The sequence below is a fragment of the Stutzerimonas kunmingensis genome, from assembly GCF_021432085.1.
Classification (GTDB): domain Bacteria; phylum Pseudomonadota; class Gammaproteobacteria; order Pseudomonadales; family Pseudomonadaceae; genus Stutzerimonas.
The window spans coordinates 4308735-4322166 of the sequence record NZ_CP090366.1 but is presented as its reverse complement, the minus strand read 5'-3'; the positions used below and the strand labels follow the sequence as shown (position 1 = coordinate 4322166).

Annotated in this window: 18 protein-coding genes; 9 read left to right on the top strand and 9 right to left on the bottom strand. The window is 63.9% G+C overall.

Annotated features, from left to right (window positions below; genetic code table 11):
• Nucleotides 1–2: 2 nt before the first annotated feature.
• Nucleotides 3–683, bottom strand: coding sequence for a GMP/IMP nucleotidase (gene yrfG, locus LW136_RS20660; protein WP_046618565.1), 681 nt, complete (start codon nucleotides 681–683; stop codon nucleotides 3–5).
• A gap of 119 nt (nucleotides 684–802) precedes the next feature.
• On the opposite strand from yrfG, the gene nudE reads away from it, so the two are divergent.
• Nucleotides 803–1369, top strand: a complete 567-nt coding sequence (gene nudE / locus LW136_RS20655; RefSeq protein WP_041015291.1) for an ADP compounds hydrolase NudE — start codon at nucleotides 803–805, stop codon at nucleotides 1367–1369.
• Nucleotides 1366–2184, top strand: coding sequence for a 3'(2'),5'-bisphosphate nucleotidase CysQ (gene cysQ, locus LW136_RS20650; RefSeq protein WP_234173946.1), 819 nt, complete (start codon nucleotides 1366–1368; stop codon nucleotides 2182–2184). Before nudE ends, cysQ begins: the two co-directional genes overlap by 4 nt.
• Nucleotides 2185–2261: 77 nt before the next feature.
• Here the strand turns inward: cysQ and LW136_RS20645 are convergent, their stop codons facing one another.
• A complete protein-coding gene (locus LW136_RS20645; protein WP_003303048.1) occupies nucleotides 2262–2714 on the bottom strand; it encodes a thioesterase domain-containing protein in 453 nt (150 codons plus the stop codon).
• Nucleotides 2715–2896: 182 nt separating this feature from the next.
• Nucleotides 2897–3304 carry a YkgJ family cysteine cluster protein gene (locus LW136_RS20640; RefSeq protein ID WP_226686942.1) on the bottom strand — a complete coding sequence of 136 codons (408 nt, stop codon included), beginning with the start codon at nucleotides 3302–3304 and terminating at the stop codon, nucleotides 2897–2899.
• Nucleotides 3305–3501: 197 nt separating this feature from the next.
• Between LW136_RS20640 and LW136_RS20635 the strand changes: the two genes are divergently transcribed.
• The 5 genes from LW136_RS20635 (at nucleotide 3502) to LW136_RS20615 (ending at nucleotide 8652) form a co-directional block, all read left to right on the top strand.
• On the top strand, nucleotides 3502–5952 hold the full coding sequence (locus LW136_RS20635) for a glycogen/starch/alpha-glucan phosphorylase (RefSeq protein WP_234173941.1): 2451 nt from the start codon (nucleotides 3502–3504) through the stop codon (nucleotides 5950–5952).
• A gap of 183 nt (nucleotides 5953–6135) precedes the next feature.
• Complete coding sequence (locus tag LW136_RS20630; RefSeq protein ID WP_234173940.1) at nucleotides 6136–7146, top strand: class 1 fructose-bisphosphatase; 1011 nt, start codon at nucleotides 6136–6138, stop codon at nucleotides 7144–7146.
• Between the two features lie 3 nt (nucleotides 7147–7149).
• Nucleotides 7150–7752, top strand: coding sequence for a DUF924 family protein (locus LW136_RS20625; RefSeq protein WP_234173938.1), 603 nt, complete (start codon nucleotides 7150–7152; stop codon nucleotides 7750–7752).
• 81 nt (nucleotides 7753–7833) lie between these two features.
• Nucleotides 7834–8088: an outer membrane protein assembly factor BamE domain-containing protein gene (bamE, locus tag LW136_RS20620; protein ID WP_023447075.1), complete on the top strand. Its 255-nt coding sequence runs from the start codon at nucleotides 7834–7836 to the stop codon at nucleotides 8086–8088.
• A gap of 27 nt (nucleotides 8089–8115) precedes the next feature.
• A complete protein-coding gene (locus tag LW136_RS20615) occupies nucleotides 8116–8652 on the top strand; it encodes a lipocalin family protein (RefSeq protein ID WP_234173937.1) in 537 nt (178 codons plus the stop codon).
• Between the two features lie 13 nt (nucleotides 8653–8665).
• Here the strand turns inward: LW136_RS20615 and LW136_RS20610 are convergent, their stop codons facing one another.
• The gene (locus tag LW136_RS20610; RefSeq protein WP_041754610.1) at nucleotides 8666–9091 is read right to left on the bottom strand and encodes a hypothetical protein; all 426 of its coding nucleotides are present in this window, start codon (nucleotides 9089–9091) and stop codon (nucleotides 8666–8668) included.
• Between the two features lie 78 nt (nucleotides 9092–9169).
• Between LW136_RS20610 and pip the strand changes: the two genes are divergently transcribed.
• A complete protein-coding gene (gene pip, locus LW136_RS20605) occupies nucleotides 9170–10141 on the top strand; it encodes a prolyl aminopeptidase (RefSeq protein WP_014821925.1) in 972 nt (323 codons plus the stop codon).
• A gap of 15 nt (nucleotides 10142–10156) precedes the next feature.
• A complete protein-coding gene (gene dtd / locus LW136_RS20600) occupies nucleotides 10157–10594 on the top strand; it encodes a D-aminoacyl-tRNA deacylase (protein ID WP_003303036.1) in 438 nt (145 codons plus the stop codon).
• A gap of 10 nt (nucleotides 10595–10604) precedes the next feature.
• Here the strand turns inward: dtd and LW136_RS20595 are convergent, their stop codons facing one another.
• From LW136_RS20595 to tatA, 5 genes are all read right to left on the bottom strand, one after another.
• Nucleotides 10605–11024 (bottom strand): UPF0158 family protein, encoded by a 420-nt coding sequence (locus tag LW136_RS20595; RefSeq protein WP_014821923.1) that lies wholly within the window; start codon nucleotides 11022–11024, stop codon nucleotides 10605–10607.
• A 173-nt stretch (nucleotides 11025–11197) separates the two neighbouring features.
• Entirely contained in the window at nucleotides 11198–11905 is a 708-nt protein-coding gene (locus LW136_RS20590) for a 16S rRNA (uracil(1498)-N(3))-methyltransferase (RefSeq protein ID WP_234173935.1), read from the bottom strand.
• Nucleotides 11902–12705 (bottom strand): twin-arginine translocase subunit TatC, encoded by an 804-nt coding sequence (gene tatC, locus LW136_RS20585; RefSeq protein WP_023447080.1) that lies wholly within the window; start codon nucleotides 12703–12705, stop codon nucleotides 11902–11904. The genes LW136_RS20590 and tatC overlap by 4 nt, the downstream gene beginning before the upstream one ends.
• Nucleotides 12702–13124, bottom strand: a complete 423-nt coding sequence (gene tatB / locus LW136_RS20580; RefSeq protein ID WP_234173931.1) for a Sec-independent protein translocase protein TatB — start codon at nucleotides 13122–13124, stop codon at nucleotides 12702–12704. The genes tatC and tatB overlap by 4 nt, the downstream gene beginning before the upstream one ends.
• A 71-nt stretch (nucleotides 13125–13195) precedes the next feature.
• Nucleotides 13196–13429 (bottom strand): twin-arginine translocase TatA/TatE family subunit, encoded by a 234-nt coding sequence (gene tatA, locus LW136_RS20575; RefSeq protein ID WP_014821919.1) that lies wholly within the window; start codon nucleotides 13427–13429, stop codon nucleotides 13196–13198.
• Nucleotides 13430–13432: the final 3 nt, after the last annotated feature.

Here is a 13432-nt window from a genome sequence, read left to right as displayed (position 1 = left end):
CGTCACGCTGGACCGCCGTGCAGGCTGCGGATCAGGTCGAGGTAATCGTCAACCGCGGCGAATTCCTCGGTGTCCTTCGGTGCGCTGCGACTGTCCGGCTCGCGCACCGCCAGCAGATGCGCGATGCCGAAGCGCTGCGCACTACGCAGGATCGGCAGGCTATCGTCGATGAACAGTGCACGTGCGGGCTCGAACTCCAGATCCTGGCGCAGTGCGTGCCAGAACTGCGGCTCCTCCTTCGGATAGCCGTAGTCGTGGGAGCTGATCAGGCGGTCGAACCAGGGCGCCAGTTCGATCTTCTCCAGCTTCAGCGACAACGAGTCGCGGTGCGCATTGGTGATCAGCACCACGCGCTTGCCGGTCTGGCGCAACGCGGCGAGAAATTCGTCGGCATTTGGTCGAAGGGCGATCAGCTCGGCGATCTCGCGTTTCATGTCGCGGATCGGCAGGTTGAGTTCGCGGGTCCAGTAGTCCAGGCAATACCAGGTGAGTTTGCCGACGTGCTCGTTGAACAGTGGTGCCAGTTCCAGCTCGGCCATGGCGCGGCTGATGCCGTGCAGCTCGGCGTAGCGTTGCGGCAGCAGTTCGAGCCAGAAATGATTGTCGAAATGGAGATCCAGCAGCGTGCCGTCCATGTCGAGCAGGACAGTATCGATATCGGACCAGGGCAGGTTGGCGGTCATGTGCGGGCTCGCGTCAGCGGTGTATGGACGGGACGGCGTCGGTCAGCTGGTCGTAAAGCACTCACGGCCAGCGCAAAAAGCCGGGTTATGATAGCCGCTCGCGTTTCCAGGAGTTTCCCATGCGCCAGAAACCCACCGTGCTAGCCCGTGAGATCGTCGCCAGCAGCCGACTGTTCCGTGTCGAGGAGCTGCAGCTGCGTTTTTCCAATGGTGTCGAGCGCACCTATGAACGCCTGGTTGGCAAGGGCAGCGGTTATGGCGCGGTGATGATCGTGGCGCTGGCCGATGCGGAGAATGCACTGCTGGTCGAAGAATATTGCGGCGGCACCGACACCTATGAGCTGTCGCTGCCCAAGGGCTTGATCGAGCCGGGTGAAGACGTGCTCGAAGCGGCCAACCGCGAACTCAAGGAGGAGGCCGGCTTCGGCGCGCGCCGCCTGGAGCTGCTCACCGAGCTGTCGTTGTCGCCCGGTTACATGAGCCAGAAGATTCAGGTGGTGCTGGCGCGCGATCTGTATCCGGAGCAGCTGCCCGGCGACGAGCCGGAGCCGATGCGGCTCGACAAGGTCAACCTGCACGAACTGTCCAGTCTGGTGCAGCATCCGCAGTTCAGCGAGGGGCGCGCATTGGCCGCGTTGTACCTGGCCAAGGATCTGTTGACCCAGCGCGGAGAGTTCGGCCAATGAGTCATCCCTATCTGTCGTCGGTCATCGATCTGGTGCGTCAGGCGGGCGAGGCGATCCTGCCGCACTGGCGCAGCGAGCTGGATGTCCAGACCAAGACCGACGAATCGCCGGTGACCGTCGCCGATATGGCGGCGCATCAGGTGTTGCTGGACGGCCTGCTGGCGCTGGATAGCGCCATCCCGGTGCTGTCCGAGGAGGATTGCGAGGTGCCGCTGAGCGAGCGCGCCGGCTGGACGCGCTGGTGGCTGGTTGACCCGCTGGATGGCACCAAGGAATTCATCGCCGGCAGCGAGGAGTTCACGGTCAACGTCGCGCTGATCGAGGCGGGCAAGGTGCGCTTCGGCGTGGTCGGCATTCCGGCATCCGGACGCTGTTACTACGGCGGCGAGGATTTCGGCGCCTGGCGCAGCGAAGTGTCCGGCGCGACTCAGCCGCTGCGCGTGCGCCAGCAGCCGGAGCAAGCGTTTACCGTGGTTGCCAGCCGGCGCCACAGCAGTCCGGCGCAGGAGCAGCTGTTGAGTCGTCTGGGCGAACGTTTCGGTGAGCTGGCGCTGGCGAATGTCGGCAGTTCGCTGAAACTCTGCCTGCTGGCCGAAGGTGCTGCGGATTGCTACCCGCGCCTGGCGCCGACCTCGCAGTGGGATACCGCTGCCGCGCAGGGGGTGCTGGAAGGTGCCGGTGGCGAGGTGCTGGATGTCAGTGGTGCGGCGCTGCGCTATGACACGCGGGAAAGCTATCTGAACCCGTCTTTCCTGGCCCTGCCCAGAGGCGTCGACTGGCGCGACTGGCTGATCGAACTGGCCAATCGCGAGTAACCCCAGCGCGCCTGCCTGGAGCGGGCATTGCGCCGACTGAGCAAGCCGTCGCAGACGCGTGCAATGTAATCCTTCGCTTATTTGTGCAGCACGAACTGCCCGGTGAAGCGCACCGCGTCACGGCCGTCGGCCGCCAGGATGCGGCTTTTTAGCTCCAGCCGCGAACGGCCACGGCGACGATAGATCGATTCGAAGCGCTCCCAGGCCTCGGGGCTCGGCGCTGAACAGATGGCGATTGCATCGTCCACCACCGGCAGCGGGTACTCGATCTGCCCTTCGTGGATGACGATGTGCCCATCCTCGATGCCCGCCTCGCGCAGCCGCAGATGCAGCCAGCCCCAGCCTGCCAGCACCGAAGCGCAATACAGACTGCCGCCGAACATACTGCTCTTGTGGTTGATGTTCGGCTGCAGCGGTACCTGCAGGCGCAACTCGTGGTTTTCCCACTGCTCGACGCGCAGCCCGAGCGAGCGGGTCAGCGGAATGTCGTGATGGAGGATGGCTTCCAAGTAGCGGCTATCGCGGCTCATGCCGGGGAGGTTCCTAAACGTTACGAAGATACAGACAGACGCCAAGCATGACTCCTGAGTCACGCTTTGGCCAGTCCGTTCAGGCTATCCGTGGCGACGAATCCGGGCACGCCGCGCTGCTGCCTGCGGTGTTCCGCATCGGTGCTGGCGGGTGCAGCGGCGATGTCCGATGGTGCGCCGCGTCAGCCGGCGGTTTTGCTTCGGTAGGCGCAATAACCTGGGCGCGGGCCGATACGCGGGTGGTTGCGGCAGGTGTCCGGGCGCTTGGCATAGACCGTGCAAAGCCGGGTCTTGCGGTCCAGATATAGACAGTCGCCATTGGTCAGGCGGGTCAGTGTGAAGATCTCGTGCTTGTGATTGAAGTGCTCGACGATGCCCGCCTTGCTCAGGCGCTTGGCGATGTTCTTCGCCGGCTCGTCGCGCTCGAAGGCATCGACCAGCTCCAGCCGGATCAGGTCGTCGATGCGTACCTCCACCGGCAGGGTGCAGCAGGTCGCATGGCAGTCGCGGCACAGGCCGGCGCTGTAGCGCACCCAGGTTTCCAGGCGTTCCGGGTCGGCGGAGGCGATCAATCTTGTCTTCACGGGCAGTCTTCGGTGCGTTCGGGCGCGCGGATCATAACGAGTCGCGCGGCGATTACCAGCGTCTTCCGACGGCGGCGACCGGACGGGCGGTAGCGCAGATGTAAAGGAAACCTGCAACGCTTTTTCTGGAATGTCGAATGGAGGTGAACGGGCATGGCTGCCGCGAGTCCCTCTTGTGTGTCTTCGCTAACCGAGGTCTGTCCATGACGCAGGAAACAGCCATTGCCACCGCTGAAGAAATTGCCGCTTTCCGTGAGCGAGTGTTGCGCAAGCTCACCTATTCGGTTGGCAAGGATCCGGAGAACGCCTCCGATTACGACTGGTTCCATGCGGTAGCCCTGGCTACTCGCGACAGCACCATCGACCGCTGGATGGATTGCACGCGCGAGGCTTACACCAGCGGGCAGAAGCGGGTGTATTACCTCTCTCTGGAGTTTCTCATCGGCCGCCTGCTGGTCGACAGCCTGAGCAACCTCGGCCTGCTCGACGTGGCGCGTGAAGCGCTCGCCGGGCTCGACGTGGATATCGAACGCATCCGCCTGCTGGAGCCTGACGCGGCGCTCGGCAATGGCGGCCTCGGCCGGCTCGCGGCCTGCTTCATGGAGAGCATGGCGACCCTCGGCGTGGTCTCCCATGGTTACGGCATCCGTTATGACCACGGCCTGTTCCGCCAGGCCATCGTCGATGGCTGGCAACACGAGCAGACCGAGACCTGGCTGGATTTCGGCAACCCCTGGGAGTTCGAGCGCTCCGAGGTGAAGTATCTGATCGGCTTCGGCGGCAGCGTCACGGCGGCCACCAACGAGAAAGGCGAGGTCCAGCATTTCTGGCACTGGGCCGAAGGGGTACGGGCGATCGCCTATGACACCCCCATCGTCGGTTGGCGCGGCGCCGGGGTGAACACGCTGCGCCTCTGGCGTGCGCGACCCGAGGCGGATTTCCATCTGGCGCGCTTCAACGCCGGTGACCATATCGGTGCAGCGGCCGAAGAGGCCCGCGCCGAAAGCATTTCACGGGTGCTCTATCCGGCCGATAGCACCGAGGCCGGGCAGGAGTTGCGCCTGCGCCAAGAGTATTTCTTCGTCGCCGCCTCGCTGCAGGACCTGCTGCGTCGCCACATCAAGCAACGCGGTTCGCTGGACAGCCTGCCCGAGTACACCGCCATCCAGCTCAACGACACCCACCCGGCGATTGCCGTGGCCGAGCTGATGCGCCTGCTGGTCGACGTGCACAGCTACGAGTGGCAGCATGCCTGGCGGCTGACGACGGCCACGCTGTCCTACACCAACCACACGCTGCTGCCCGAAGCGCTGGAAACCTGGCCGGTGGGCCTGATGGAGCGCCTGCTGCCGCGGCACATGCAGATCATCTACCTGATCAATGCCTACCATCTCGACCAGCTGCGCGAGCGTGGCGTCCACGATGCCGAGCTGCTGCGGTCGGTATCGCTGATCGAGGAAGATCACGGTCGCCGGGTGCGCATGGGCAATCTGGCCTTCCTCGGTTCGCACAGCACCAATGGCGTATCCGGGCTGCACACCCAGCTGATGCGCAAGACCGTGTTCACCGATCTGCACAGTCTTTACCCGCAGCGGATCAACAGCAAGACCAACGGTATTACCTTCCGCCGCTGGCTCTACCAGGCCAATCCGCAGCTGACCCAGTTGCTGGTGGAGCATGTCGGTGAGGAGGTGCTCGATGAGCCGGAAACCCGCCTGCGCGAGCTCGAACCCTTTGCCGAACAGGCCGCGTTCCGCCAGCGTTTCGCCGAGCAGCGGCTGGCCAACAAGCGTCATCTGGCCAATGTGATCCAGGAGCGGCTGGGCATCAGCGTCGACCCGACCGCGCTGTTCGACGTGCACGTCAAACGCATCCACGAGTACAAGCGCCAGTTGCTCAACCTGCTGCACACCGTCGCGTTGTACCAGGCGATTCGCTCCGATCCGGGCGGCAACTGGGTGCCGCGGGTGAAGATCTTCGCCGGCAAGGCGGCGGCGAGCTATCACCAGGCCAAGCTGATCATCAAGCTGACCAACGACATCGCCAACACCATCAATGCCGACCCCACCGTGCGTGGCCTGCTCAAGGTGGCGTTCCTGCCCAACTACAACGTCAGTCTGGCCGAGGACATCATCCCGGCGGCGGACCTGTCGGAGCAGATTTCCACCGCCGGCCTGGAGGCGTCGGGTACCAGCAACATGAAGTTCGCCCTCAACGGGGCGCTGACCATCGGCACCCTGGACGGCGCCAATGTGGAGATGAGCGAGCAGATCGGCCTTGAACACATGTTCATCTTCGGCCTCACCGCGCAGCAGGTGAATGTGCGCAAGCAGGCCAACGAGTACAACGCCGAAGCCATCATCGGCGCTTCACCGCGGCTCAGCGAAGTGCTCTCGGCGATTCGTGGCGGTGCCTTCTCGCCGGGTGATCCGGGCCGTTACACCGGGCTGGTGGATGGCATCAGCTGGCACGACACCTTCATGGTCTGCGCCGATTTCGAGGCTTACTGGCAGGCGCAGCTGGATGTCGAGGAGTGCTGGCGTGATCCGGCACGCTGGTGGCGTTCCTCCGTGCTGAACACCGCCCGCACCGGCTGGTTCTCGTCTGACCGCACCATTCGCGAGTACGCCCGGGAGATCTGGAAAGTGCTGTGATGGTCGGCGCGCCGGAGGGTCATCCGCCGGCGCGCAGCCACAAATGGCGAGGGTTGCCGACCGTGCTGGCAATCTGGCCGCCGCTTCGCTGAACTCTGCAGGGGGCGGACCTGTCTGAGGGGAGTTAGTTTTCCTACGGCCTGCTAAACTGCGCGGGTTTATCCTTCCTCCGGAGTCATTTCCATGTCACGCGTAACCCTCAGTCGCTACCTCATCGAGCAGACTCGCAGTAACAACACGCCTGCTGATCTGCGCTTTCTCATCGAGGTCGTGGCACGAGCGTGCAAGGAAATCAGCCACGCGGTATCCAAGGGCGCCCTCGGTGGCGTACTGGGTAGCGCCGACAGCGAGAACATCCAGGGCGAAGTGCAGAAGAAGCTCGACGTGCTCTCCAACGAAATCCTGCTGGAGGCAAACGAGTGGGGCGGCCACCTGGCCGGCATGGCGTCCGAGGAAATGGACAACGCCTACCAGATTCCCGGCAAGTACCCGAAGGGTGCCTATCTGCTGGTCTTCGATCCGCTGGACGGCTCGAGCAATATCGACGTCAACGTCTCGGTCGGCACCATCTTCTCCGTGCTGCGCTGCCCGGATGCCTGTTTCAGCCAGAACGACGCACTCGGCGAGGAAGCCTTCCTGCAGCCGGGGACCAAGCAGGTTGCCGCCGGCTACGCCATCTACGGCCCGCAGACCATGTTGATTCTAACTCTCGGCCACGGCGTGATGGGCTTCACCCTGGATCGTGAGCTGGGCAGCTTCGTGCTTACCCACGAGAACCTCAGCGTTCCGCAGAGCACCGCCGAATTCGCCATCAACATGTCCAACCAGCGCCACTGGGAAGAGCCGGTGCAGCGCTATGTCAGCGAGCTGCTGGCCGGCAAGGACGGCCCGCTGGGCAAGAACTACAACATGCGCTGGATCGCCTCGATGGTGGCCGACGTGCATCGCATCCTCACCCGCGGCGGCCTATTCATGTACCCGCGTGACAACCGCGACCCTTCCATGGCCGGCAAGCTGCGCCTGATGTACGAGGCCAACCCGATGGCGATGATCGTCGAGCAGGCCGGCGGCGCCGCCACCAACGGTACGCAGCGCATCCTGGAAATTCAGCCGGAGTCCCTGCACCAGCGCGTGCCGGTGTTCCTCGGTTCGAAGGAAGAAGTCGAGCGCGTCACCGGCTACCACCAGGGCTGACCGATGCAGGCGCCCTGGCAGGACTTGCTCCACTGGTGGTTCGGCCAGGGCACCAGCGCCAGCGAGATCGCGGCTGAAAAGCAGCGACTCTGGTTTGGCTACCGCGCAGAACAGGACGACGAGGCGCGCCAGCGCTTCGGCGCACTGGTCGAACAGGCTCTGAACGGCGAGCTGCAGGACTGGGCCGAATTGCCCGAGGGCTGGCTCGCACTGGTGCTGCTGCTCGATCAGCTGCCGCGCATGATCCATCGCAACACGCCGAAGGCGTTCGCCGGCGACGAGCGCGCCCAGCAACTGGTGCGCGATGGCCTGGCCCACGGCGGCGACATGCTGTTGGCGCCGATCCAGCGCGTGTTCATCTACTTGGTGCTTGAGCACGCTGAGAACCTGGCAACCCAGGATCTGGCCGTCGCGCAGTTCACCGCCCTGCGCGACATTGCCGACGAGTCGGAACAGCCGCTGTTCGTCGGCTTTCTCGACTATGCCGAGCGTCACCGTGAGGTGATCTCCCGCTTCGGCCGCTTTCCGCATCGCAATGCAATTCTCGGCCGCGAGTCCAGCGACGCCGAGCGACTATTTCTGGAACAGCCGGGCTCGTCTTTCTGAGCGCGGATGCCATTTCTGTCCAAGGCTCCGCGGCACCGCTACCGCGGGGCATTGAACCTTAGAACAAGCAAGGAGCTCGATATGCCATTGCGTACCCCATTGCTGATTGCCTGCGTCGTCCTTCTGGCTGGCTGCAGTCCGATCACCCAGGAAAACTTCGCCAAGCTCAAGCCCGGCATGGAACGGGTGGAAGTCGAGCAGTTGCTCGGCAAACCCTCCGAATGCGCCGGGGCGCTGGGGATGTCGAGCTGCACCTGGGGCGAGAAGAATCGCTTCATCAGCGTCCAGTTCGCGGGCGACAAGGTGATGATGTTTTCCGGCAAGGGGCTGAAATAACTGCTGATGTAACTCAGGAGAGATCCCATGCGTGCGAGTGTCGTTGCCCTGCTGTGCCTGATGCTGTTGAGCGGCTGCGCAGGAGGCGGGCGCGCACAGCCCCCTGAAACGGTCGGCGAGGTCGACCTTCAACGCTATCAGGGGACCTGGTACGAGCTGGCGCGCTTGCCGATGTTCTTTCAGCGCAATTGCATACGCTCCGAAGCGAACTACCAGTTGCAGGCCGATGGCAGCGTGGCGGTGACCAACCGTTGCGAAACAGAAGACGGCGACTGGCAGGAAGCCAAGGGCGAAGCGGTGCCGCAGGAAGCCGGTATTACCGATCGGCTGTGGGTGCGCTTCGACAACTGGTTCAGCCGGCTCTTTCCCGGTCTGACCAAGGGCCACTACTGGGTGCTCTATCTGGACGAGGGCTACAGCACTGCGCTGGTCGGCAGCCCGGATCGCAAGTATCTCTGGCTGCTTGCGCGGGACACCGAGGTCGACCAGGCGACCCGCGATCGCCTGCTCTCCGAGGCCGAGCGGCGCGGTTACGACACCAGCGAACTGATCTGGCGCCAGTAATCGTTTGGCCTGCTCAGTCCCATTCCAGACGCGCCAGCTGCCATTCGCCTCGGTCCTGGCGCCACTCGAGTCTGACCTGATAATGCCCCGCCTGCTGCGGCAGGAGTGATTCGGCGCCGGCGAGCGTCACCTGTGCCTCGGTATGGCCGCGATCGGGATAGGTCGGATCGACCCAGCTGCGCTGGCTGAGGGCGATTACCCGGACATTGCGATGGCGCAGGAACATCAGCGTTGCCGTGCGCCGCGCCCATTCCTGATCGTACTGCCGCTGCGCCTGGAAATCTGCGTGCAGCAGTTCCATCAGGTCGCCGACCTGCTTGTTCTCCAGGGTCGTCTGCAACTGCTCGGCGGCCTGCTGCAGCGCCGCTTCCGGGTCGTCCCGGCCGCAGCCGGCCAGAGTCATTAATAGCGCCAGTGCCGCTATTTTCCATGCTGACATGCTCAACTCCGTGAACCTCGTTATGATGCCGCTAACGTCATGGGGGCCAGCCGGCCCGCCGCAGATCAGGAGTGTGCCATGCAGACCTTGTATCCGGAGATCAAACCCTACGCCCGACACGAGCTGGCGGTGGAAGAACCGCATGTGCTCTATGTCGACGAGAGTGGGTCGCCGGATGGTCTGCCCGTATTGTTCGTCCATGGTGGTCCCGGCGGCGGCTGCGATGCCCTCAGCCGCCGCTTCTTCGATCCGACCCTGTACCGCATCATCACCTTCGATCAGCGTGGCTGCGGACGTTCGACGCCCCATGCCAGCCTGGAGAACAACACCACCGCACATCTGATCGCCGACATGCAGCGCATCCGCGAGCATCTGGGCATAGACAAGTGGGTGCTGTTTGGCGGTTCCTGGGGCTCGACGCTCTCCCTGGCCTACGCGCAGCGCTATCCCGAACATGTGCATGCGCTGATCCTGCGAGGGATATTCCTCTGCCGTCCGCAGGACCTCGCCTGGTTCTATCAGGAAGGCGCCAGCCGGCTCTTCCCGGACTACTGGCAGGACTTCCTCTCGCCGATTCCGCTGGAGGAACGCGACGACCTGATGCAAGCGTTCTACCGCCGTCTCACCGGCAACGACCAGATCGCCCAGATGCACGCCGCCAAGGCGTGGTCCTGCTGGGAAGGTCGCACCGCCACGCTGCGGCCGAATCACAACGTGGTCGAGCGGTTTGCCGATGCGCACCGGGCGCTGTCGATGGCGCGGATCGAATGCCACTACTTCGTCAATCAGGCCTTTCTCGAGCCGGATCAGCTCTTGCGCGACATGCCGAAGATCGCCCACCTGCCGGGCATTATCGTGCACGGCCGTTACGATGCCATCTGCCCGCTGGACAATGCCTGGGCGCTGCATCAGGCGTGGCCGAACAGCGAGTTGCAGATCATTCGCGACGCCGGGCATTCGGCGGCGGAGCTAGGCATTACCGATGCGCTGATACGGGCTACCGGTGAGATCGCCCACCGCTTGCTCGATCTGCCTCCGACAGACGCCTGACGGAGCCGCCCAGCGATGAAAGCATTGATCCAGCGTGTCCGTCAGGCACGGGTCGAGGTCGCAGGCGAGGTGGTCGGTGCCATCGATCAGGGCTTGCTGGTGCTGGTGGGCGTCGAGCGCGAGGACGATCATGCCCGTGCCGACAAGCTGTTGCACAAGCTGCTCAACTACCGCGTCTTCAGCGACGAGCAGGGCAAGATGAATCGCTCGCTGAAGGATATCGATGGTGGTCTGCTGCTGGTATCGCAGTTCACCCTGGCGGCCGATACCCGCAGCGGGTTGCGGCCGAGTTTCTCCAGCGCCGCGCCGCCAGCGCACGGCGAAGCGCTCTACGACTACCTGTTGGCCCAGGCGCGCCAGCAGCATCCACAGGTGGCCTGCGGGCGTTTCGGTGCCGAGATGCAGGTGCATCTGGTCAACGACGGTCCGGTGACCTTTCTCCTCGAAAGCTGACGAGCGTGAATCAGTGCCGGACCGGTTCCAGGTCGTTCTCGCGCAGCCAGGTGATCGCGTACTCGCGCAGCTGCACGGTCTGGTAGTCCAGCCAGGCCTCTCTCACCGCAGGGAAATCCTCCAGCTTGAAGTCGAAGGTGCGCAGCGGCTTGCGGCCGTTCAGCGCACTGCTCAGCACCGCGTGGGCGATCGGGTCGTGTTGGGTGAAGAGGAAGGCCTCACGCATCGCCATGGATTGCGCGAGCTCCAGCGGTTCGATGTGCAGATAGCGATCCTGCTGTACGTCGTATTTCTCCATGACGCCGGGGGCTGGCTCGCTGGGAAAAACGGCGCGGATGGCACCGCTTTCCAGGTCCAGGTAGTACTCGGCGCTGTCGCGTCCATCCAGAGCGTACTCCAGACGGTGCATGTCGATGGTCAATGGTCGCATGGCAAGAACGGCTCTTTTAGGGATTCGTTGGAGTGTCGAGGCCGCAGCGCAGACGCACTGAAGCGTGAGCAGTCCTAATCTGTGACTCCCTTGCACCGGGTGGGTGCGTTACGTTCATCGGGGCGCATCAGTCAGGCGGCGAACGGTGACAGTGGTGAGTCAGCCGTTCAGGCTCAGAACAGTCGGGCCAGCAGCGCGCTGACCGCCGTTTCCACGCGCAGGATGCGCTCTCCCAACTGAACCGGTCGCAGGCCGGCGGCAGCCAGTTTGTCTACCTCGTAGGGGATCCAGCCGCCTTCCGGGCCGATCGCCAGGGTGACAGGCTGCGTTACGGCACGGGGGCAATGGGGAAAATCGCCGGGATGGCCGACCAGCCCCAGGGTGTCTGCGGCAAGCTGAGGCAGGCGATCCTCGACGAAGGGCTTGAAGCGCTTCTCGATAATGACCTCCGACAGGACGGTGTCACGCGCCTGTTCCAGGCCGAGGATCAGCTGCTCGTGGATGGCGGCGGGCTCGAGGAATGGCGTTTGCCAGAAGCTTTTCTCGACGCGATAGCTGTTGAGCAATACCAGCCGCGGCACGCCCATGGCGGCCACGGTCTGCAGCACGCGGCGCAGCATCTTAGGTCGTGGCAGCGCCAGTAGCAGGGTCACCGGCAGCTTCGCCGGCGGTGGTTGGTCGAAGCTGACCTGCAGCTCTGCCTCGTGAGCATCCAGGCGCAGGAGCTGTCCGCTGCCCATGTTGCCGCCCACGCGGCCAACTCTGAGCTGCTCGCCCGCCTCGGCGCGATGGACCTGCTGCAGATGAGTCAGGCGCCGGTCACGCAGCAGCACGCGGTTATCGGCGACGAAATCGGCCGCGTCGAGCAGCAGCAGGTTCACGGGCGCGGCGCGGGCGGCTGGTCGCCGGGTTCTGCCGCGTCCTGCTCGGCATCGCCACGGAAATCTTCGTCGCGCTTGTTGATCATGCTGCCGCAGATCACCCCGGCTTCAAACAGCAGCCACATGGGAACGGCCAGCAGCGTCTGCGAGAACACATCCGGTGGCGTCAGCACCATGCCGACGGCGAAGCAGCCAACGATCACATAGGGACGGCTCTTGCGTAGGGTGGCGACATCGACGATGCCCACCCAGATCAGCAGGAAGGTCGCTACCGGAATCTCGAATGCCACGCCGAAGGCGAAGAACAGCGTGAGCACGAAGTCCAGGTACTGGCCGATGTCCGTCATCATCGCCACGCCTTCCGGCGTCACGCTGGCGAAGAAGCCGAACATGATCGGGAACACGACGAAGTAGGCGAAGGCCATGCCGGCGTAAAACAGGAAGATGCTCGACACCAGCAGCGGCACGGCGATGCGTTTTTCGTGCTTGTACAGGCCGGGGGCGATGAAGCCCCAGATCTGGTGCAGGATGATCGGCATCGATAGGAACAGCGCGACCATCAGGGTCAGCTTGAACGGCGTCAGGAAGGGTGAGGCGACGCCGGTGGCGATCATGGTCGCGCCTTCCGGCAGATAGGCGCGTAGCGGTGCCGCGACCAGCGCGTAGATCTGCTGGGAGAAGTAGAACAGCCCGCCGAACAGCAGGCCGATGGCCACGACGCAGCGCAGCAGGCGCTTGCGCAGTTCGGTCAGATGAGCGATCAGGGGCATTTCCTGATCATCGATGGAAGACTGGCTCATGGTTCTGGCGATCTGTCGGGGCGGGGGGTAGGTGCAGGTTCAGCAACAGGTGCAGCTGGCGGCACTTCCGGGCTGGGGCTGGGCGTAACGGCGGCGCCGGCATTGTTCGCCGTGCCGCTAGCCGGGCTTTCGGTCAGCGGCGGCTTAGCGGTGCTCGAACTGGTGGTCGAGGTCGGCGGCATGATGCTCTGCTTCATCTCCCGTTCCAGGTCGAGGATGCGCTCGTTGTGCAGCTGCCGACGGATCTCGTCGGCACCGATCTCGCGCTCCACCTCGGCCTTGATGTTGCTGAAGCTGCGTTTCAGCCTGCCAACCCACAGTCCCGTGGTGCGAACCGCACCGGGCAGGCGTTCCGGACCGAGCACCATCAATGCCACCAGGCCGACCAGTAGCAGTTCGGTGAAACCGATATCGAACATCAGGACGTGCTCACATCAATAGGGAGAGCGGCCGGGCAGCGAAGGTCGCCGCTCGGCCGCATGGAACGTTATCACTGGTCTTTCTTGGTCGGTTCTTCGACCTTGCGCGCCTGCGCGTCAATGGTCTGGTTCTGCTTGTCTTCGACGCCGGGCTTTTCCTCGTCGGTGCCCATGGATTTGCGGAAGCCCTTGATCGCATCACCGAGGTCGGAGCCCAGGCCCTTGAGGCGCTTGGTGCCGAACAACATGATGACGATGAGCAGAATGATCAGGAGTTGCCAGATGCTGATGCCGCCAAAACCCATGGT